This window comes from Micromonospora sp. RTBAU3-60 (assembly GCF_054963695.1).
In genome coordinates this window covers 169,159-187,089 of sequence record NZ_JBUEGB010000003.1, presented here as the reverse complement: position 1 = coordinate 187,089, position 17,931 = coordinate 169,159, and the positions used below count along the sequence as shown (strand labels likewise).

Here is a 17,931-nt window from a genome sequence, read left to right as displayed (position 1 = left end):
CTACGAACTTGATGACGTGAATGGATCGCGGCGAGAGCCAACTGCCCAGCCGAGGAAGCGGGCGTAGAGCTGGCTCGGCTCCGGCCCGTCCTGCGGGTGCAGGAGGTGCAGCTCGCCGGCCGCGTCGTGCAGCATCCCGCCCAGGTAGACCAGCAGCGCCACCCGGTCGTCGACGTACTCGCGGAGCAGGGTGAGCCGGGCGATCGCGCACGGCCAGGGCGCGGCGCAGGCCCGGCAGAGCCACAGCGGCCGGATCGGCAGGTGGGCCTTGCTCACCACCGGCCGCCGTTGGCCCGCCAGGTCTGCGCCGGGGTCAGCCAACCGGCCCGCCCGACCTGCGGGTTCGCCCGGGTCGCCTCGTCCCACCACCGGCTGTTCGGCGGCGGTGCGGGCGGCTCGGTGGGGATCGGCGCGTGCCGGTCCGGGCAGGCGGTCCAGCGCAGGCCGCACGAGCACCAGCGCCGCCCGCGCCGCCAGGTCCGTCGGTGCCGGGGCGCGAGCGGCACCGGCGCCGCGTTCCGTCGCGGCCACATCGTCAGCGCCCCCCATCGGGTACGCGGATCAGCAGCTCGCCACGGGTCGTCAGCTCGTCGGTCACGTCGCGCGACCATTCCGGCTCGGCGCGTCTGACGCCGCGCCGCGACCCGGAACAGTCGTCCGGTAGGCCGCGCGAGCGCAGCACCCGCCGTCCCCACCGCTGCAGCAGGCAGGGGTACGGGGTCCGGTCGCTGCGACAGAGCGGCCCGGTGGGCCACTCCTCGGGCGCGTGCACCAGCACCGCCCGGATGGCGAGCCGGACGTCCTCCACCGTGACCACCCACGGCATCGGCAACTCGCCGAGCACCTTCTCCATCGCGTCCACCGGTTTGGCCACTGTCCGCACGCTGTTCCGCCTCTCTCGCCGAAATGCGGCACCGAGACGGGCGGGGTCGGCCGTGCGCGCGCATGGTTGGCCGGAGCCCGGCACCCGCCCCGGGCCTGCTCACGCGCCCGCCGTGACCTGCGGCGGGCAGGGGGTGGCACCCGGCCGACTACCGGGGGAGTAACCGGCCGGGTGGTCCTACGGGGTGACCAGCTCGTGGTTGCAGACCTGGGAGCCGGTCATCGAGAGCTTTGCACAGCATGTTGTACAAAGCAAGGACGAACTTCGCCTTGCTTGTTGTGGCTGGTAGTTCATGGTCGAATGGCGGTGCAGACCTGGGAGTGTGAATGCCCGCCAAGGCGAAGTGGGCGCAGCTTGCCGACTACCTCCGTGAGCGGATCGAGTCGGGTGAGCTTGCGCCGGGGGAGAAGCTGCCATCGACCGCGCAGCTCAAGGAAGAGCACCGCGTGTCGCAAACCGTCGTGCGACAGGCGATTCTCGTGCTTCAAACGCAGGGCTGGGTGGAGGGTGTGCACGGCGTCGGCGTGTTCGTCGCCGAGCAGTTGCCGACCGCGCCCGACAGCTGAGAGCGGTGGATTCATGGGCATGACCCTGTGGTTCGCCCGGGTGACCCCCCAGGAACTGGACCGCCCGCGCTCTACTGCCAGGTCGCGGTGTCGGGGTCGATGCCGTGGCCGCGCGCGCTGGCGTCGATGATTCGGCGGAACCACGTGGCCAGGCCGGCGCGGATGCCGTCGTAGTGGGCAGCCCATGCCGGATCGGCCTCAAACATGCGGCCGAGACAGACCTGCATCTGCCTGGTGAGGGGAAAGTATGAAGCAAAAACGTCACGGTGCCACTCGACGAGTTGATTCGCTTCTGGGCTACCAGGTGTGACGCCGGCGTCCATCGCATCCCCGAGGGCGCGGTCGAAGCCGGCAACGGAGTCGGCGATGGCCTGCCATTCCTCCGGACCGCGAGAGGCTGAGCGTTCGGCGTACTGCCGCCATTGCGTCGTGTTTCCGTAGCGCTGACGCGCTTGGGCGGGCCAGTCCGGGTTCCACCCGGGGCCGAAGATCGCGGCCTGCTGCTCGATGGTCAGCAGCAGGCCGCGCTCGTGGGCGTCGATCATCCGATCCAGTCCGGCGCTGAGCTGCTGGAGGCGGTCGATCCGTTCCGCAACCTGGGTGCGCTGCGCGCGCAGTGCGCCGGGCACGTCTGCGGTCGAGTCGTCCAAGATGGCCCGAATCCTGTCCAGGCCGAGACCGATCTCACGGTAGACGACGATGCGCTGTAGGCGTTCCAGGTCACCAGCGGTGTAGCGCCGGTATCCGGCAGCCGTGCGCAGCGACGGTCGCGCCAGACCGATCTCATCCCAGTGGTGCAGCGCGCGGACTGTCACGCCCAGCCGCGCCGAGACCTGACCGACGGTCAGGCCATCGGCGTCAGTGGCATCAGGCCTGCTCCTCGTTGTCGCCGCGACCGGCGCCCGGTGGGGTGATCCCGACGGCTTCAAGGTTCCGCGCCTCCTGGCTGGCCGGATCAAAGGGCTTCGCCGCAGTGAACACGATCCGTGCGTTCTCGGGGGTGATCACCTCCACATCGCGGGTGTTCCAGAGCGTATCCCGTGGACCATCGACCGAGTTCGGGCGCACCGCACGACAGGCCTCGACAATCGAATCGACCTGGCTGAGCACGCACGCGAAACTGAAGCTCATCGCTGGTGCCTGCTCCGGAACGCTCTCCGCCGACACGAGGAGTACGTCCTGGAACGCCCACCGGCGCAGATGCACAAGCCTGCCGGGGATGCTGAACAGCTCGAAGAACCCGAGCCCACGAATCCAGAAGTCCACCGACGCTGCCAAATCGCTCGTGGGGATCGTCACGAACGCGGGCATTCCATAGATGCCGCGGAACGGCTCCGGCGGAACCGCATCCGGGCCGGGAGCGGGCACGGGACTCATCTCAAACGCGTCGTAGTAGTCACTCATGCACCCCACCCTCCAGCCTCACGCAGCGTGAGAGTCAAGCCGGCCCGAAAATCTCGCCCTACCCCAACGATGCGACCAAGGGCCTCAGCTACTAACCGAGGGCGTGTTCACCGTGCCGGGCGGTTTCGCGCAGCACGGTGTCGAGCACCTGGGCGATGCCGGCCTCGTCGATCGCCGCCGCCGGATCCACCTCGTACTGATGAAGCGCCTGCCGGACCGCGGTCAGCGACGGGTCCCGGTCGAATGCCCACCCGGCGGCCTCGGCCTTGGCGCAGTGCCGGCCCTCGACCGCGAAGCGCCAGATCCGGCAGGCCGTGAGGACCATGAGCGCGGCGTCTTCCGCGTCGTCGGTGCGCGACCGCCAGGTCGTCAGCCAGTACCGGCCGCGCTCGTGGAGCCACTCGTCGGGCACCGGCGCGAGCACCTCGCATGGCGGAGCGCCGCGGAGGGCGTGCCCGTCGGCGCGCGCCATCGACAGTTCGGCCGGTAGGTCGGGGGCGGCGGGCACCCGGCGGTCGACCTCGAACCCGATGGACGAGCCGTCGTACCGGCCGACGTGCAGCTCCAGCGGCGGCGTCGGCGTCGGCGCGCCGGCCACCTCGGTGGTCACCACGTGCAGGTCGATGCCGGCCGCGCTGCCGAGGTCAGCCTGGCGCACCCGGTCCGCCAGGGCGTCGAGTTGCGGGTCGGAGAGTCCGCCGTCGACGACGACGAGCAGGTCGATGTCGCTGCGGCCGGGACGGAAGCCGCCCGCCGCCAGCGATCCGTGCAGGATCACCGATCGGACCGCCGAGCCGACGACGTCCACGACGAACCCGGCCAGTTCCTCCGCCCCGGCCAAGCCCTCGTCAACGCGCGCCATCCGGTATTCGTAGCACCCGCCACACCAGAACGCCGATGTGGCGGTGTCCGCGCGAAGGGACGCCACCACATCGGGGAGGTGGAGTTGTGTGACGGAGTGCTACAGCGCCGCCAGGCGGGGGAGGAATGGGGCCAGGGCGTCGACGGCGTCGGCGCGTACCACGTAGCGGGTGATTCCCCAGCGGCGCCGGTGGTGCGCGATCGCCGCGACGATCTCCTCGGCCGTGCCGATCAGGACGAACGGCGTGGCGAGCAGCTCGGCGGTGGTGAGGTTGGCGTGCTCGGCGAACCGCGCGGCGGCGGCCTCGGCGTCGTCGGTCACGGTGACCTGCTGGACCAGCGCCTCCAGCACGGGCGGCGCATCACGGCCGGCGGCACCGGTCGCCACGTGGGCGAGTTGGGCCTCGATCTGGTCGGCCCGCCACCGCACCTCGTGCGTGTGCCCGTCGGGCAGGGTACGGCCGGCGCCGATCAGGCCCACCACGTCGGCGTGCGCGCCGGCCCAGCGCAGCAGCGTCGAGTTGCCCGTACCGATGGTGAGCGGGACCCGGTCCTGCACGGGCTTGAGCTCGGTGAGCCGGGCGGCGTGGGCGACCAGCTCCGGCGTGTCCACGGTGACCTCCTTGCCGGCCAGCAGGTCGCGTACGGCCTCGGCGACGGCGATGCAGCGGCGGACCCGGCCGGGCACGTCGGGGCGCTCGCGGCCGACGGCCCGCCACTCGGCCGGGGTGTGGCCGGCGCCGACGCCGAGCCGGGCCCGCCCGCCGGAGACCACGTCGAGGGTGGCCACGTCGGTGGCGAGCAGGATCGGCTCGCGGACCCCGGCGTTGGAGACGTACGAGCCGAGGCCGAGCGTCGAGGTCACCGCCGCCGCGGCGGCGAGCGCCACGAACGGCGACGCGCCGTGCCCCGGGTGGTCGGCGGCGAACAGGGCGTCGAAGCCGGCCGCCTCGGCCCGGCGGGCCAGGTCGAGCCAGCTCGCGGCGTCGGTCGGTCGGGCCTGGACGGAGAAGGTCACCATCGGCCCAGCATGGTGCGGTGGCGGGCGCGCTGGCCAGTTCGGAGCCGCCGATTCTGCCGACAGGCGAAAGCGCCGTCCGCCGCCCTCATCGGTGGAGGCGGATCTTGGCGCTGCTCAGCTCGTTGGGCCGAGCGCAGCGGCGAGAAGTGGAACGCGGCGGTGCCGACGCGATTTACGCCCCGTCGGGGACGTCCATGCCGAACAGCTCCTCGGCGGTGCCGCCGGTCACCGCGTCCAGCGCGGCGACCAGTTTCCGTTCCTCGTAGGTGAAATGCGACTCCAGCAGCGCGGCCAGGCCGTCCAGCTCGGCGCGGACCGCCGGGCCGTCGTCCGTCCCGCCGAGCAGCGCGTCGACCCGGCGCAGCAGGTCCGCCACCACCCGGTGGTCCTCGCTCAACTGGGCGAGGACGGGTCGCAGCTCGGGCACCTGCTCGGCCAGGAGGCGGAACGCGCCGGCGTCCTCGCCGGTGTGGTGCCGGTCCAGCGCCGCGCAGAAGCCGACGCAGTGGGCCCGTAGCTCGCGGGACAGGCCGGTGCCGGCGCCGCCGGGGGAGTCGAGGCTCGCGCGGAGCCGGGCAAGCTCCTCGCGGAGCCAGTGGTGGATCTCGATCAACTGGGTGCCGAGCGCGGTCAGCCGCCCGGCCGGTGAGTGGGATGGGTGCACATGGTCCCCTGCTGTCCCGCGCCTCCATGCCCACGGCGGCCTTCGTGCCGGGTGCACCGCGACGCTGGGCTGCACCCTACGCGAACCGGACTCCGTCCACCGCCCCGGGTCACTCGCCCTCGTCCGGTTCGTTCGGCTCGTGCCAGCGGGCCCGGTAGGCGGCCTCGTGCGCCTCGTGGGCCGTCCGTTCCTCGAAGACCAGTCGGCGCAGCGCCCGCCGGCCCTCGTCGAAGATCACTACCTCGGCGGCCACCATGCCGACACAGATCACGGTCAGCAGCCCCAGGGTTCCCAGCGCCGGCACCCGGTCGACCAGCGGGGGGCAGATGGCAAGCAGCCCGAGGGTGACCACCCGGGTCCAGCTCACGGTGTGCAGGGTCCGCAGTTGGAACAGCATGTCGCCGAGGAGGTACAGGAACACCCCACCGAAGAGCAGCGGCTCGGCCGGGCCGCGGGCGGGCGCCCAGTCGGAGATCGTCGGACTGGTGATCTGGTGGACGATCTGCTCGGCGCCCAGCGCGAACAGGATGATTCCGGCGATCATCGGCAGGTAGCAGTACGCGTACGCGTCCCGGGCCATGGTGAGCCGGGGTCTGCCCTGTGCCGAGTGCAGGGCGATCCGGGCGGCCGGCCCGATCATGTCGTAGTGCGCCCACCAGAGCGCGGCGGTGAAGAAGATGCTGAGCACCGCCGCCCCCACCGCCGGCAGGGTGGGTGGCTGCCCGATCAGGTTGCTCCCGACGCCGACCGAGATGACCGACTCGCCCAGCGCGATGATCAGGATCAGGTCGTACCGTTCGGTCCAGTGCTCGGCCGAGGCGATGCCCCAGACCCAGGAACCCACGAGTTGGCCGCTGGCGTACTGGAGCAGCACGACCAGGGCCCACAGCCCGTCCCGGACGAGCGGCGCCCAGGAGGAGCCGTGCATGGCCGGGGGGATCAGCGCGGCGGCGAGCAGCAGCAGGGTGCTGCCCACCAGTTCCGGGGCGAATCGCCTCATCTGCCGAAGTTCGTCTGGTCTGTCCCGCACCGCGTGCCGGAGCAGCAGCAGGTGCACCAGGCGGACCACGATGTAGCTGACCGCCGCCACGACCGGCCCGGCGGCGTTGCCCCGCACGTCGTGGAACGCCTGCGGCAGTGACAGGGCGAACGTGAACAGTGCCGCCATGCCGACCGTCATCAGCACCGGCACGAAGCCCTCGCCGAGCCGGATCCGGGTGGCGACCACGCTGTGCACCACCCACGCCCACCAGAGCACGGCGAGGACCAGCAGGGCGTGCAGCAGCGCCCCGCCGCGAATGTCCTGCGCGGTGGACCGGGTGATGATGAAGAACGAGAAGACGAAGACCAGGTCGAAGAAGATCTCGAACCGGTCCACCCGGGCCGCGGGGGCCACCGGCACCGCGGGCCCGAGGCGCCGCCACCCGAAGCCGCTCACCGACCGAGTCTGTCAAGCGGGCGGCTGGTAGCGGGCCGGATTCCGGTCAGCCTGCGCGGCCGGCCCGGACACGACGAAGGGGGCGCGCGACGTGTGCCGCGCGCCCCCTAGCGTGTCGTCAGGGCGTCAGAGCCCCAGCTCGGCCTCGAAGTTGCCGGCCTCCAGCCGCTCCTTGACCGCGACGAGGAAGCGGGCCGCGTCCGCGCCGTCGATCAGCCGGTGGTCGTACGACAGGGCCAGGTAGATCATCGAGCGGACCGCGACGACCTCGCCCAGCTCCGGGTCGTTGACCACGACCGGGCGCTTCACCACGGCACCCGTGCCGAGCATCGCCGACTGCGGCGACGGCACGATCGGGGTGTCGAAGAGGGCGCCCCGGCTGCCGGTGTTGGTCAGCGTGAAGGTCGCCCCGGCGATCTCGTCCGGGCTGATCTTGTTGGTCCGGGTGCGCTCGGCCAGGTCGGCGACCCGCTTGGCGATCCCGCCCAGGTTGAGGTCGCCGGCGTTGTGGATGACCGGCACCAGCAGGCCCCGCTCGGTGTCCACGGCGATGCCGAGGTGCTCCGCGTCCGGGTAGGTGATGGTCCCGGCCTCGAGGTCCATCCGGGCGTTGACGATCGGGTACGTCTGCAGCGCCTCGACCGCCGCCAGGGCGAAGAACGGCAGGAAGGACAGCTTCACGCCGTGCCGCTGCTGGAAGGAGTCCTTCGCCTGCGCCCGCAGCTTGGCGATCTTGGTGACGTCCACCTCGATCACCGTGGTGAGCTGCGCCATCTCGTGCAGCGACTGCTGCATCCGCTTGGCGATGGCCGCCCGGATCCGGGGCAGCTTCTCGGTGGTGCCCCGCTTCGCACTCGGCTGCGGCTTCGCGGCCGGCTTGGCCGGGGCCGGCGCCGGGGCGGCGGCCGGCTGCGCGGCCGGGGCGGCCTTGGCGGCCTTCGCCTTCTCGGCCGCCTCCAGGACGTCCTGCTTGCGGATCCGCCCGCCGACGCCGGTGCCGTTGATCGAGGACAGGTCCACCCCGTGCTCGGCGGCCAGCTTGCGCACCAGCGGGGTCACGTAGCCGGCGGCCTCCTCGCCGCCACCCTGCACCGGGGCGGTCGGGCGCTGCGGGGTGGGGGCCGGCGCGGCCGGCTGCGCCGCCTGCTCGGCCCGCATCGGCTGGGCGGCGGTCTCCGCCTCCGGCGCCGGCTGGTTGTACGACACGCCCGGGGTCGGCTCCTCGGCCTTGGGCGCCGGCTTCGGCTCGGGCTTGGCCTCGGGCTTCGGCGCCGGCTGGGCCGGGGCCGGGGCCGGGGCCGGGGCGGCACCGGCCGCACCGATGATCGCCAGATCGGCGCCGACGTCGGCGGTCTCGTCCTCCGCGACCTTGATCTCCAGCAGCGTGCCGGCGACCGGCGAGGGGATCTCCGTGTCGACCTTGTCGGTGGACACCTCCAGCAGCGGCTCGTCCACCTCGACGCTGTCGCCGACCTGCTTGAGCCAGCGGGTGACCGTACCCTCGGTGACGCTCTCGCCGAGGGCCGGCATCTTGACCGGGGTGCCCGCGCCCGACGGTGCCGGGGCCGCCTGGACCGCCGGCTGCTCGACGGCCGGCTGCTCCGCCTCGGCCTCGGGCGCGGCGGCGGCCTCCTCGGCCTCCTCCGCCGGGGCCGCCTGCGGCGCGACCGCCCCGCCGACCTGCTCGCCCTCGCCGGCGATGACCGCCAGCTCGCTGCCGACCTCGGCGGTCTCGTCCTCGCCGACCACGATCCGGCTCAGCACACCCGCCGCGGGCGACGGGATCTCGGTGTCCACCTTGTCGGTGGACACCTCAAGCAGCGGCTCGTCGACCTCGACGGTGTCGCCCTCCTGCTTGAGCCAGCGGGTGACGGTGCCCTCGGTGACGCTCTCGCCGAGCCGGGGCATGGTGACCGATACCGGCATGTTCTCCAGACTCCTTCATTCCCCTGGTGGGATCATCGCCCGTCGCCGGACGCCGCGGTTGTCGTGGTCAGTTGTGCGCGTGCAGCGGCTTGCCGGCGAGGGCCAGGTGCGCCTCGCCCAAGGCCTCGTTCTGCGTCGGGTGGGCGTGCACGAGCTGCGCCACCTCGGCCGGGTACGCCTCCCAGTTGTAGATGAGCTGCGCCTCACCGATCAGCTCGCCGACCCGGGCGCCGACCATGTGCACGCCGACCACCGGGCCGTCCTCGACCCGGACCAGCTTCACGTGACCGGTGGTCTTGAGGATCTGGCTCTTGCCGTTGCCACCCAGCGGGTAGTTGTAGGTCTTGACCTTGTCGGCGCCGTACTGCTCCTTGGCCTTCGCCTCGGTCAGGCCGACCGACGCCAGCTCCGGGTCGCAGTAGGTGACCCGCGGGATGCCGGCCTCGTCGATCACGGCCGGGGTCTGGCCGGCGATCTCCTCGGCGACGAAGATGCCCTGCTGGAAGCCGCGGTGCGCGAGCTGCAGGCCCGGCACGATGTCGCCGACCGCGTAGACGTTCGGCACGCTGGTGCGCAGCCGCTCGTCGGTCAGCACGTAGCCGCGGTCCATCTTGACGCCCTGCTCCTCGTAGCCGAGGTTGGCCGTGTTCGGGCCGCGACCGACGGCGACCAGCAGCAGCTCGGCCTCGACGGTCTCGCCGCCCTGGATGGTCAGCTTGACGCCGTTCTCGGTCTTCTCGACCTTCTCGAACGGCTTGCCGACCTTGAAGTTGATCTTCCGCTTGCGGAAGGCCCGCTCCAGCGCCTTCGACGACTCCTCGTCCTCGGCGGCGACCAGGCGGGGCAGCGCCTCGACGATGGTCACGTCCACCCCGAAGGACTTCCACACGCTGGCGAACTCGACGCCGATCACGCCGCCGCCCAGCACGATCGCCGAGGCCGGGACCCGGTCCAGGACCAGGGCGTGGTCGCTGGTGATGATCCGCTCGCCGTCGACCTCCAGGCCGGGCAGGCTCTTCGCGTACGACCCGGAGGCCAGGACGACGTTGCGGCCGGTGTAGCGCTTGCCGTCGACCTCCACGGTGTTCGGGGCGACCAGCTTGCCGGCGCCCGCCACGAAGGTGATGTTCTTCGCGCCGCCCACCAGGCCCTGGAGGCCCTTGTAGAGCCGGGAGATCACGCCGTCCTTGTACGAGTTGACCGCGGCCATGTCGATGCCGACGAGCTCGGCCTTGACGCCGAACTGCTCCGACTCGCGGGTCTGGTCGGCGATCTCGGCGGCGTGCAGCAGCGCCTTGGTCGGGATGCAGCCGTTGTGCAGGCAGGTGCCCCCGAGCTTGCCCTTCTCGATGAGGGCGACGGACAGGTTCAGCTGGGCGGCGCGCAGCGCGGTCGCGTAGCCGCCGCTACCACCTCCGAGGATCACGATGTCGAAGGTTGCGTCGTTCGGCTCGCTCACGTTCCAACTCCCAGTTCGCGTCACTGCATCGGGGGTTACGGTGGAGTAACAGGCACACCCCACCTCGGTCATCTTGTCACCACCGCCGACGAAGCGCGTAGTGAGGTGCCCAACGACACGTCCCCGCCACGTACGCTTGGCACCGTCTTCGATGATGTACGGGGGAGGAGTGGGTGCGGTGGGGCTGTTCCGACGACGCAAGCGGACGGGCGCGGTGAGTCGCGACCGGGTCGCCGAGCGCGCCGATCTGGACCACCTTGAGAACTTCGTCCGCACCCGACGCGGGGTCGAGGCGTATCTGGAGCCACGGACCACGGTCACCGAGACCACCGTCATGCTGATCGCCGACGACGGCGAGTGGACCCGGCGGCGGGTCGGCACCCCGGAGGAGGCACGCCGCTTCGCCCACAAGCTCGCCATCCCGATCTACGACGTCCGGCTGATGGGCTACCCGCAGCGCATGCGCGACTACAACGAACGCCGCAAGCGTCGCCCCGAGCTCTTCTGAGCCGGACACGCGAACGGGGCGCCCCCCGGTAGGGAGCGCCCCGTCGTCGCGGTGGACGACGTCAGCCGTTGGCGGCGACGTCCTCGACCAAGTGGACCAGGGTGCGGACCGGGACGCCGGTGCCGCCCTTGGTCCAGTAGCCGGTCGCCTCGCCCGAGTGGTAGCCGGGGCCGGCGATGTCGATGTGCGCCCAGGCCACGTCCTCGGTGACGAACTCGCGCAGGAAGACGCCACCCTGGAGCATGTGGCCGGCCCGGTCCATTCCCGCGTTGACCTGCGAGATGTCCGCGACGTCGGAGTCCATGCCCTTGCGCACGTCGTCCGGCAGCGGCATCGGCCAGGCCGGCTCGCCGGTGGCCTCACCGGCCGCCTTCACCCGCTCGCACAGCTCGGGGGTGCCCATCACGCCGGCGATCTTCTTGCCCAGCGCGATCACCTGGCCGCCGGTCAGGGTCGAGGTCTCGAACAGGTAGTCGGCGCCGTCCTCGCAGGCCCGGGCGATGCCGTCGGCGAGGATCATCCGGCCCTCGGCGTCGGTGTTGAGCACCTCCACCCTCTTGCCGCTGTACATGGTGATCACGTCGCCCGGCCGGTAGCTGGTGCCCGACGGCATGTTCTCCGCCATCGGCAGGTAGCCGGTGACCGCCACGGACGGCTTGAGCGCCGCGACCGCCAGCATGGCCGCGCCGACCGCCGCCGCGCCGGCCATGTCGGACTTCATCTCCCACATGCCCTGGGCCGGCTTGATCGAGATGCCGCCGGTGTCGAAGGTGATGCCCTTGCCGACCAGCGCCACCCGCTTGCCGTTGCCGCCACCGGACGGGGTGTAGGTCAGCTTGACCAGCCGCGGCGGGGCCTCCGAGCCCTGCCCGACGGCGAGGATGCCGCCGTACCCGCCGGACTTCAGCGCCGCCTCGTCGAGCACCTCGACACCGAGCCCGGCCTCCCGGGCGGCGGCGGCCACGGCCTCGGCGAACGCCGGCGGGCGCAGCTCGTTCGGGGCGGTGTTGACCCAGTCCCGGCTGGTCAGCACCGCGCCGGCGACCGCCTGGGCGCGGACGATCTCCGCCTGCGCGGTCGCGTCGGCGGCGTCCGGCACCGCGATCAGCACATCGGCAACCGGCTCGCGCCGGCCCGGCTGCGGCTTGGTCTTGTAGCCGGCGAACCGGTAGCCGCCGAGCAGCGCACCCTCGGCGACCGCGCGCAGCGCGGCCGGGGCGTCGGCGTCGTCGGGCAGCGGCAGGGCCAGCGCCACGCGCGGCGCGCCGGCCAGGGCGCGGACCGCCGCGCCGGCGGCCCGGCGCAGGGTCTCCGGGGCCGGGGCCGCGCCGGACGGCTCGGGGCCGAGGCCGACGGCGGTGACGACCGGGGCGGTGATCGTGCCCAGCGTGGCCAGCTTGATCACCTCACCGGGGCCGCCGGTGGCACCGAGCAGGGCCAGCGTCTCGGTCAGCTTGCCGTCGAACGCGGCGGCGATGCTCTCCGCGCCGCTGGCCAGCAGGAGGGTGCCGGCGGGTGAGCCGGAACCCTGCTCTGCGGTCTGGCTGTGCACGCCGATCACGATCGCGTCGACGGCGAGTTCGGCGGGGTCGGTGTCGACCAGGCTGAGGGTGGTGCGGGGCGATGTCACTGAAGCTACTCCGGGCGGGCCGGGCCGGCCGCGTGGTCGCGTACCGGCGATGAAGGTCTCCGGCGCAACCTACCCGCCGGACGCGTGGCTGTCCCGCCGATGTCTCCGACGGGTCCCGCCGATGCTAACCAGGCGTTCAGTGGGCGGTAAGTTGCCACCCATGACCGAGGTGACCTCCGACGCCGCCGCGACCCGGCTGCGCCGTTCCCCGCTGCACGAGCGGCACATCGCCGCCGGCGCCAAGTTCGCCCCCTTCGGGGGCTGGGAGATGCCGCTGGAGTACGCCGGTGGCGGCGTGCTCAAGGAGCACACCGCGGTGCGTACCGGGGTGGGTGTCTTCGACGTCTCGCACCTCGGCAAGGCGCGGATCACCGGGCCGGGCGCCGCGGACTTCGTCAACGCCTGCCTCACCAACGACCTCGGCCGGATCAGCCCCGGCAAGGCGCAGTACACCCTCTGCTGCGACGAGGCGACCGGCGGCGTGGTGGACGACATCATCGCCTACCTGCACGCCGACGACCACGTCTTCCTGGTGCCGAACGCGGCGAACACCGCCGAGGTGGTCCGCCGCCTGCGCGCCGCCGCGCCGGCCGGGCTGGCCATCTCCGACGAGCACGAGGCGTACGCGGTCCTGGCGGTGCAGGGGCCGCGTTCGGCGGACCTGCTGGCCGCGCTGGGCCTGCCCACCGAGCACGACTACATGAGCTTCTCCACCGCGACGCTGGACGGCCTCGGGCTGACCGTGTGCCGCACCGGCTACACCGGCGAGCTCGGCTACGAGCTGGTGATCCCGGCCGAGCACGCGCTGGCCGTCTGGGACGCGCTGTTCGCCGCCGGGGCGGCGTACGAGCTGCGGGCCTGCGGGCTGGCCGCGCGGGACACCCTGCGCACCGAGATGGGGTACCCGCTGCACGGGCAGGACCTCTCGCTGGAGATCACCCCGGTGCAGGCCCGCTCCGGCTGGGCGGTGGGCTGGGACAAGCCGGCCTTCTGGGGCCGGGATGTGCTGCTCGCCGAGAAGGCGGCCGGCCCCCGGCGTACGCTGCGCGGGCTGGAGGCGGTCGACCGGGCCATCCCGCGCCCCGGCATGGCCGTGTACGCCGGCGACACCCAGGTCGGCACCATCACCAGCGGCACGTTCAGCCCGACCAAAAAGCAGGGCATCGCCCTCGCGCTGATCGACACCGACCCCAAGCTCCCCGACGGCGAGATCGTCGACGTCGACATCCGCGGCCGCCGCGCCCAACTGCGCCTGACCCGCCCCCCCTTCGTCCAACCCTCGGTCCGGTAGCCCCCGCTCACGGCGATCATGAAGTTGTTGTCCCGACACGCCGTGGTCGACGACAACAACTTCATGATCAACCGGGGCGGGTCGGGGCGCGCGGCAGTGCGCGGTGGCGAGAGCGTGGTCAGTCGGGGGTGGGGGAGTCGCCGGCGTCCAGGACGGCTTGGGTCCAGCCGCCCTCGATGACGCCGGTGGCGTCGAGCAGGGCCCAGTCGACGACATCCGTCGCCTCCACCACGACCGGGGCGCCGATCCGGACGGTGGGGTCGGTGGCGGCGTCGCTGGCGCTGGCGCCGACGATCCGCTCCGGGCTGTCCCAGGACGTCACCCCGGCCCAGACGAACTCGGGGCCCTCGTCGCCGGGCAGGCCGTACTTCACCACGAGCTGCGCCTCGGCGGGCAGCTGACCGCCGAGGAACCGGGCCCGGATGTCACCCAGGCCGGCACGCGCGGTGGCGATCGCCCGGCTCATCGCGTCGCCCGGCCGGGCGTACCGCACGTCCGGCTGGATGCCGTTGAACAGGGTGGCGCAGGCGGCGGCGAAGTAGCGGCCGGCCGGGCCGGGGTGCCCGGGCGGCGGGTTGAGGCTGAGGAACGAGTCGGCGTCCGGGTCGGTCGCCGGGTCCAGCTCCAGCCGCAGCAGCACCGGCGCCGTCGCGCCGTGCTGCTCCGGATTGCCGTACGCCACCGCGATGTCGTGCCCGGTCACCGTGGCCAGCACCGGGAGCTGCACGAACGCGGGCACCTCCTCGCCGGCCAGCCCCTCGGTCCAGTCCCGCAGCAGCCGCCGGGCGGCGCCGGTCATCACCGCGCCCCAGGCCCGGGTCAGATGATCCGGCACCCCCTGGGTCTGCAGCTCCAGCAGCCCGAACCGGCGCAGCCCCTTGGTGGTGAACCAGAGCCCGTCGGCGTCCGACGAGTACGGCACCAGCACCCAGTCGACCAGCCGGATCCGGCCCTGCTCGTCGGGGAGCGAGCGCAGCGCGGCGGCCGGGTCGAGGAACTGGAGACCGAAGACGTCCACCACGTCCCCGTCGACCGTCTCGGCGATCGCCGCGGCCACCGCCCGGGCCGCCCACTCGTGCGCCGGCGGCCAGCCCGGCCGGTATTCGGCCTGCACCACCACCAGGTGCGTGGCGGCGGCCAGCCGGGCCAGCTGGGCCTCGGTGGCGCCGAACGCGGTGAGCAGGTCCGGCGGCAGCTCGGGGAACTCGCCGATCGGTCGGGTGTCGACGCTCATCAGCGGGCTGTCCAGCATCTGCCGCGCCAGCCCGTGCACCGGCTCGGCGAGCCGCCCCGCCAGGCCCGCCACCGCCGTCTTCGGGCTGACCTTCGGCAGCCCGGCGATGGGCACCAGGTAGGTCGCGTCCAGCGACTCCGGCACCGGTACGGGCAGGAAGTCGTCCGTGATGAGCATGTCGTCCCCCTCGACCGTGCCGGTGCCTCGTCCTCGAACGCTACCCGCCCGGACGGGTGACGCTCAGCCGGACAGCACCAGTCCCAGGTAGGCCAGCGTGGTGACGATCTCCACGGTGGCCCCGAGCACGTCGCCGGTGATCCCGCCGAGCCGGCGTACCACGTGTGCGAGGAGCCCGGCCGCGACGGCGAGCGCCGCGACGACGGCGAGCGGCCCCTGCCACGGGCGGCCCGGCACCGCCGGCACGGCCAGCAGCGCGACGGCGACCGCGCCGGCCACCAGGGCGACCGGCCCCACCGTGCCGGCCACCAGCGCGCCCAGGCCCTCCGGCCGGGCGGCCGGCACCCCGCGCCGGCAGGCCAGGCCCACCCCGAGCCGGCCGGCGGCCGTGGCGGCGGCCACTGCGGCGAGCACCGCCGGCCACGACCGCCCGGCCAGCTCCGCGAGCACCGCCGCCTGCACCAGTAGTACGACCACCAGCGCGACCACCCCGAACGGGCCCACGTCCGGCTTCTTCATGATCTCCAGCGCCGCCGCGCCCCGCCGGTACGACCCCAGCGCGTCCACGGTGTCGGCCAGCCCGTCCAGGTGCAGGCCGCGGGTGAGCAGCGCGCCGAGCCCGACGGTGACCGCGGCGGCGACCAGCGGGGGAGCGAGGGCGGCGGTGAGCAGCAGCACCGCCGCGAGGAGCGCGCCGAGCAGGGCACCGACCGCCGGGGCGAGCGCCATCGCGGTGCCCGCCGCGGCCCGGTCGACCCGGCCGCCGCGCACCGGCAGCGTGGTGAAGGTGGTGACCGCCAGCCGGATCCCGTCGGTGAACCGGGACTCAGTCGGCACGCCGGTCGGGGGGCTCCGGCACCGCGACCGGCTCGTCCGGCTCGGCGGTCGCGGGACGGCCGGGTCCCGGCCCGGCCGGCTCCGGCTCGACCGTGGTCGGCCCCGGGCCGGCCGGCTCCGGCTCGGCGAACTCCGGCTCGGTGGCGGGCGTCAGAGGCTCCGGCTCGGTGGTGGTGGGCCCGGGGCCCGCCGGCTTCGGCTCGGTGAACTCCTCGTCGCCGCGCAGCGACGGGTGCACCGGCAGGCCGGCGGCGAGCCCCAGCACCGAGCGCAGCAGCGGCAGGGTGGCCAGTGCCGTCGCTCCCTCGCCGAGGTTGAGCCGCAGGTCCACCAGCGGGGTCAGGCCGAGCACGTCGGCGGCGAGCCGGACAGCGGGCTGCCCGCCGTGGTCGGGCAGCAGGCACCAGTGCCGGGCCTGCCCGGCCAGGTCGCGGCTGACCAGGCCGGCGGCCACGCCGACCGGCCCGTCCAGCAGCACCGGCACCCGCCGGGCGGTCGCCCCGAGCAGCACGCCGGTGGCCACCGCGATGTCACCGCCGCCCAGCTCGGCCAGCACGTCCTTGGCGTCGCGCGGGCTGCGGCGGGTGCGGTGCAGGGCGTCCCGCACCGCCGCGCAGCGGACCATCCAGGCCGCATCGTCGATCAGGCCGTGCTCGTTCACCACCCGGCCCAGCACCGCCGGGGGCTCCGCGCCGGCCGTCGCCGCCAGCACCGCCGCGGCCGCCGCCTCGGTGCCGGCGCCGCACGCCGCCAGCACCAGCAGCTGTACGCCCGCGTCGGCGGCCTGCTCGGCCAGCCGCCAGCCGTAGCGCAGGGCCGACTCGACCTGCTCGGCGGAGAGCGCCGGCCCGTCCTCCATGGCGGCGGAGGCGGGCGCCTCGACCACCTGGAGGCCGGCCCCGCTCTCGGCCGCCAGCCGGGCGAGCGCCCCCTGGCCGGCCCGGGCCTGCCGGGCGCGGCGGGCCGACTCGCCGGGCGCCACCCCGGCCGACGCGCCGCCGGCGTGGTCACCGTGCAGCAGCAGTACGCGCACCGAGCTCCACGGCGCGGGGGTCGAGGTGCCCTGGGTGGCGGCGGCGAAGCTGACCACCCGGTCCAGCACGCCCAGCCCGGCGCCGGGCAGGTCCAGGGTGGCGAGCCGGTCGACCGCCTGCGGGCCCGCGTACTCGTCGGGCATCGGCAGTTCCATGCCGGGCTGGATGGCCAGGCCGGTGGCGACCATCGGCAGCGCCATGGTGGGGGCGGCCCAGGCGGCGTGCTCCGCCACCGGCGCGGGGGCCGGCGCGGGCGGCGCGGCCGGGGTGAGCACCTCGGGCAGCGCCTCGTCTGGCGCGACGCCCGGCGCGGCGGGGGCACCCGCCTGGCCGGGGCCGGCCTGCGCCGGGACGGTGGCGTGCGGCGCGCCGGCCGGCTTCAGCCACGCGGCCTGACCGGCCACCACCAGCACCACGGCGTCGCAGGCGTCGGCGACCGCCCGGTTGGTCGTGCCGAGCGCGTCGGTGAACGCCCGGCCCAGCGGGGTGGTCGGCACCAGGGAGAGCCCCACCTCCGGGCTGACCAGCACCAGCCGGGCGGCGCTGGCCCGGACCGCCGCGGCCAGCTCGGCGATGGTGGCGGAGTCGTCGGCGGGCTGGTGGGCCGGGTCGAGCAGCACGGTCACCCAGCCGCCCAGGTCGTCGACGAGCAGCGTCTCGTTCGGCCCGGCCGCCGCGATCACCTCGGCCAGCCGGCCCGGGTCCGCGGCGGTCTCCTCGGTCGTCCAGCTCCCCGGCCGGCGGGCCCGGTGCGCCGCCAGGCGGGTCGCCCACTCGGTGTCCTCCGGATCCCCCTCGGGGGCGGTGGCCACGTAGCGGACCGTGGGCGCGTCGGCGACCAGCGATTCCGCGAACTCGGACTTGCCGGACCGGATACCGCCGAGCACCAGGAGTGTGTTCCACCCGTCAACGGACATGCCCGTACCTTACGGCCGGCCGGCCGGTCACCGCCTGCCGGCCCGGGCGGGTTCCCAAGTGCCGCCCCCGGCGCCGGGCGG

18 protein-coding genes are annotated in these 17,931 nt (G+C 73.7%); 3 read left to right on the top strand and 15 right to left on the bottom strand.

Annotated features, from left to right (window positions below; genetic code table 11):
• Genes ACY34I_RS04840 through ACY34I_RS04830 form a run of 3 tightly spaced genes read right to left on the bottom strand, consistent with a single transcriptional unit; the run spans position 1 to position 874 of the window.
• On the bottom strand, positions 1-276 hold the full coding sequence (locus tag ACY34I_RS04840) for a hypothetical protein (protein WP_462752825.1): 276 nt from the start codon (positions 274-276) through the stop codon (positions 1-3).
• Positions 273-533, bottom strand: coding sequence for a hypothetical protein (locus tag ACY34I_RS04835; protein ID WP_148794700.1), 261 nt, complete (start codon positions 531-533; stop codon positions 273-275). Before ACY34I_RS04835 ends, ACY34I_RS04840 begins: the two co-directional genes overlap by 4 nt.
• A gap of 2 nt (positions 534-535) precedes the next feature.
• Positions 536-874 (bottom strand): hypothetical protein, encoded by a 339-nt coding sequence (locus ACY34I_RS04830; protein ID WP_462752823.1) that lies wholly within the window; start codon positions 872-874, stop codon positions 536-538.
• Between the two features lie 335 nt (positions 875-1,209).
• On the opposite strand from ACY34I_RS04830, the gene ACY34I_RS04825 reads away from it, so the two are divergent.
• Positions 1,210-1,449, top strand: a complete 240-nt coding sequence (locus ACY34I_RS04825; RefSeq protein WP_462752821.1) for a winged helix-turn-helix domain-containing protein — start codon at positions 1,210-1,212, stop codon at positions 1,447-1,449.
• Positions 1,450-1,520: 71 nt separating this feature from the next.
• Here the strand turns inward: ACY34I_RS04825 and ACY34I_RS04820 are convergent, their stop codons facing one another.
• From ACY34I_RS04820 to lpdA, 8 genes are all read right to left on the bottom strand, one after another.
• On the bottom strand, positions 1,521-2,378 hold the full coding sequence (locus ACY34I_RS04820; RefSeq protein ID WP_462752819.1) for a MerR family transcriptional regulator: 858 nt from the start codon (positions 2,376-2,378) through the stop codon (positions 1,521-1,523).
• Entirely contained in the window at positions 2,317-2,853 is a 537-nt protein-coding gene (locus tag ACY34I_RS04815; RefSeq protein ID WP_462752817.1) for a VOC family protein, read from the bottom strand. The genes ACY34I_RS04820 and ACY34I_RS04815 overlap by 62 nt, the downstream gene beginning before the upstream one ends.
• A 91-nt stretch (positions 2,854-2,944) precedes the next feature.
• On the bottom strand, positions 2,945-3,715 hold the full coding sequence (locus tag ACY34I_RS04810) for an aminoglycoside adenylyltransferase domain-containing protein (RefSeq protein WP_462752815.1): 771 nt from the start codon (positions 3,713-3,715) through the stop codon (positions 2,945-2,947).
• 99 nt (positions 3,716-3,814) lie between these two features.
• Positions 3,815-4,735, bottom strand: coding sequence for an LLM class flavin-dependent oxidoreductase (locus tag ACY34I_RS04805; RefSeq protein WP_462752813.1), 921 nt, complete (start codon positions 4,733-4,735; stop codon positions 3,815-3,817).
• Positions 4,736-4,907: 172 nt separating this feature from the next.
• Positions 4,908-5,399 carry a hemerythrin domain-containing protein gene (locus ACY34I_RS04800; protein ID WP_462752811.1) on the bottom strand — a complete coding sequence of 164 codons (492 nt, stop codon included), beginning with the start codon at positions 5,397-5,399 and terminating at the stop codon, positions 4,908-4,910.
• A gap of 109 nt (positions 5,400-5,508) precedes the next feature.
• Positions 5,509-6,837 (bottom strand): low temperature requirement protein A, encoded by a 1,329-nt coding sequence (locus ACY34I_RS04795; RefSeq protein WP_462752809.1) that lies wholly within the window; start codon positions 6,835-6,837, stop codon positions 5,509-5,511.
• 126 nt (positions 6,838-6,963) lie between these two features.
• The gene (sucB, locus tag ACY34I_RS04790) at positions 6,964-8,763 is read right to left on the bottom strand and encodes a 2-oxoglutarate dehydrogenase, E2 component, dihydrolipoamide succinyltransferase (RefSeq protein WP_462752807.1); all 1,800 of its coding nucleotides are present in this window, start codon (positions 8,761-8,763) and stop codon (positions 6,964-6,966) included.
• A 67-nt stretch (positions 8,764-8,830) separates the two neighbouring features.
• Positions 8,831-10,222, bottom strand: a complete 1,392-nt coding sequence (gene lpdA / locus ACY34I_RS04785; RefSeq protein ID WP_148794719.1) for a dihydrolipoyl dehydrogenase — start codon at positions 10,220-10,222, stop codon at positions 8,831-8,833.
• Between the two features lie 178 nt (positions 10,223-10,400).
• Here lpdA and ACY34I_RS04780 point away from each other — a divergent pair, with 178 nt between their 5' ends.
• Complete coding sequence (locus tag ACY34I_RS04780) at positions 10,401-10,730, top strand: hypothetical protein (RefSeq protein ID WP_462752805.1); 330 nt, start codon at positions 10,401-10,403, stop codon at positions 10,728-10,730.
• Positions 10,731-10,791: 61 nt separating this feature from the next.
• Here the strand turns inward: ACY34I_RS04780 and ACY34I_RS04775 are convergent, their stop codons facing one another.
• On the bottom strand, positions 10,792-12,360 hold the full coding sequence (locus ACY34I_RS04775; protein ID WP_462752803.1) for a leucyl aminopeptidase: 1,569 nt from the start codon (positions 12,358-12,360) through the stop codon (positions 10,792-10,794).
• 160 nt (positions 12,361-12,520) lie between these two features.
• Here ACY34I_RS04775 and gcvT point away from each other — a divergent pair, with 160 nt between their 5' ends.
• Positions 12,521-13,651, top strand: coding sequence for a glycine cleavage system aminomethyltransferase GcvT (gene gcvT, locus ACY34I_RS04770; protein ID WP_462752801.1), 1,131 nt, complete (start codon positions 12,521-12,523; stop codon positions 13,649-13,651).
• 118 nt (positions 13,652-13,769) lie between these two features.
• On the opposite strand, the gene ACY34I_RS04765 is transcribed toward gcvT, so the two are convergent.
• From ACY34I_RS04765 to ACY34I_RS04755, 3 genes are all read right to left on the bottom strand, one after another.
• The gene (locus ACY34I_RS04765; RefSeq protein WP_462752799.1) at positions 13,770-15,062 is read right to left on the bottom strand and encodes a DUF2314 domain-containing protein; all 1,293 of its coding nucleotides are present in this window, start codon (positions 15,060-15,062) and stop codon (positions 13,770-13,772) included.
• A 63-nt stretch (positions 15,063-15,125) separates the two neighbouring features.
• Entirely contained in the window at positions 15,126-15,899 is a 774-nt protein-coding gene (locus tag ACY34I_RS04760) for an adenosylcobinamide-GDP ribazoletransferase (protein WP_462752797.1), read from the bottom strand.
• On the bottom strand, positions 15,889-17,850 hold the full coding sequence (locus ACY34I_RS04755; RefSeq protein WP_462752795.1) for a bifunctional adenosylcobinamide kinase/adenosylcobinamide-phosphate guanylyltransferase: 1,962 nt from the start codon (positions 17,848-17,850) through the stop codon (positions 15,889-15,891). The genes ACY34I_RS04760 and ACY34I_RS04755 overlap by 11 nt, the downstream gene beginning before the upstream one ends.
• Positions 17,851-17,931 lie beyond the last annotated feature (81 nt).

Bases quoted from the DNA above. Each gene is read 5' to 3' on its own strand.
- ACY34I_RS04835 (WP_148794700.1), bottom strand. From the start codon at position 533: ATGTGGCCGCGACGGAACGCGGCGCCGGTGCCGCTCGCGCCCCGGCAC.
- ACY34I_RS04825 (WP_462752821.1), top strand. From the start codon at position 1,210: ATGCCCGCCAAGGCGAAGTGGGCGCAGCTTGCCGACTACCTCCGTGAG.
- ACY34I_RS04815 (WP_462752817.1), bottom strand. From the start codon at position 2,853: ATGAGTGACTACTACGACGCGTTTGAGATGAGTCCCGTGCCCGCTCCC.
- ACY34I_RS04810 (WP_462752815.1), bottom strand. From the start codon at position 3,715: ATGGCGCGCGTTGACGAGGGCTTGGCCGGGGCGGAGGAACTGGCCGGG.
- ACY34I_RS04805 (WP_462752813.1), bottom strand. From the start codon at position 4,735: ATGGTGACCTTCTCCGTCCAGGCCCGACCGACCGACGCCGCGAGCTGG.
- sucB (WP_462752807.1), bottom strand. From the start codon at position 8,763: ATGCCGGTATCGGTCACCATGCCCCGGCTCGGCGAGAGCGTCACCGAG.
- gcvT (WP_462752801.1), top strand. From the start codon at position 12,521: ATGACCGAGGTGACCTCCGACGCCGCCGCGACCCGGCTGCGCCGTTCC.
- ACY34I_RS04765 (WP_462752799.1), bottom strand. From the start codon at position 15,062: ATGCTCATCACGGACGACTTCCTGCCCGTACCGGTGCCGGAGTCGCTG.
- ACY34I_RS04755 (WP_462752795.1), bottom strand. From the start codon at position 17,850: ATGTCCGTTGACGGGTGGAACACACTCCTGGTGCTCGGCGGTATCCGG.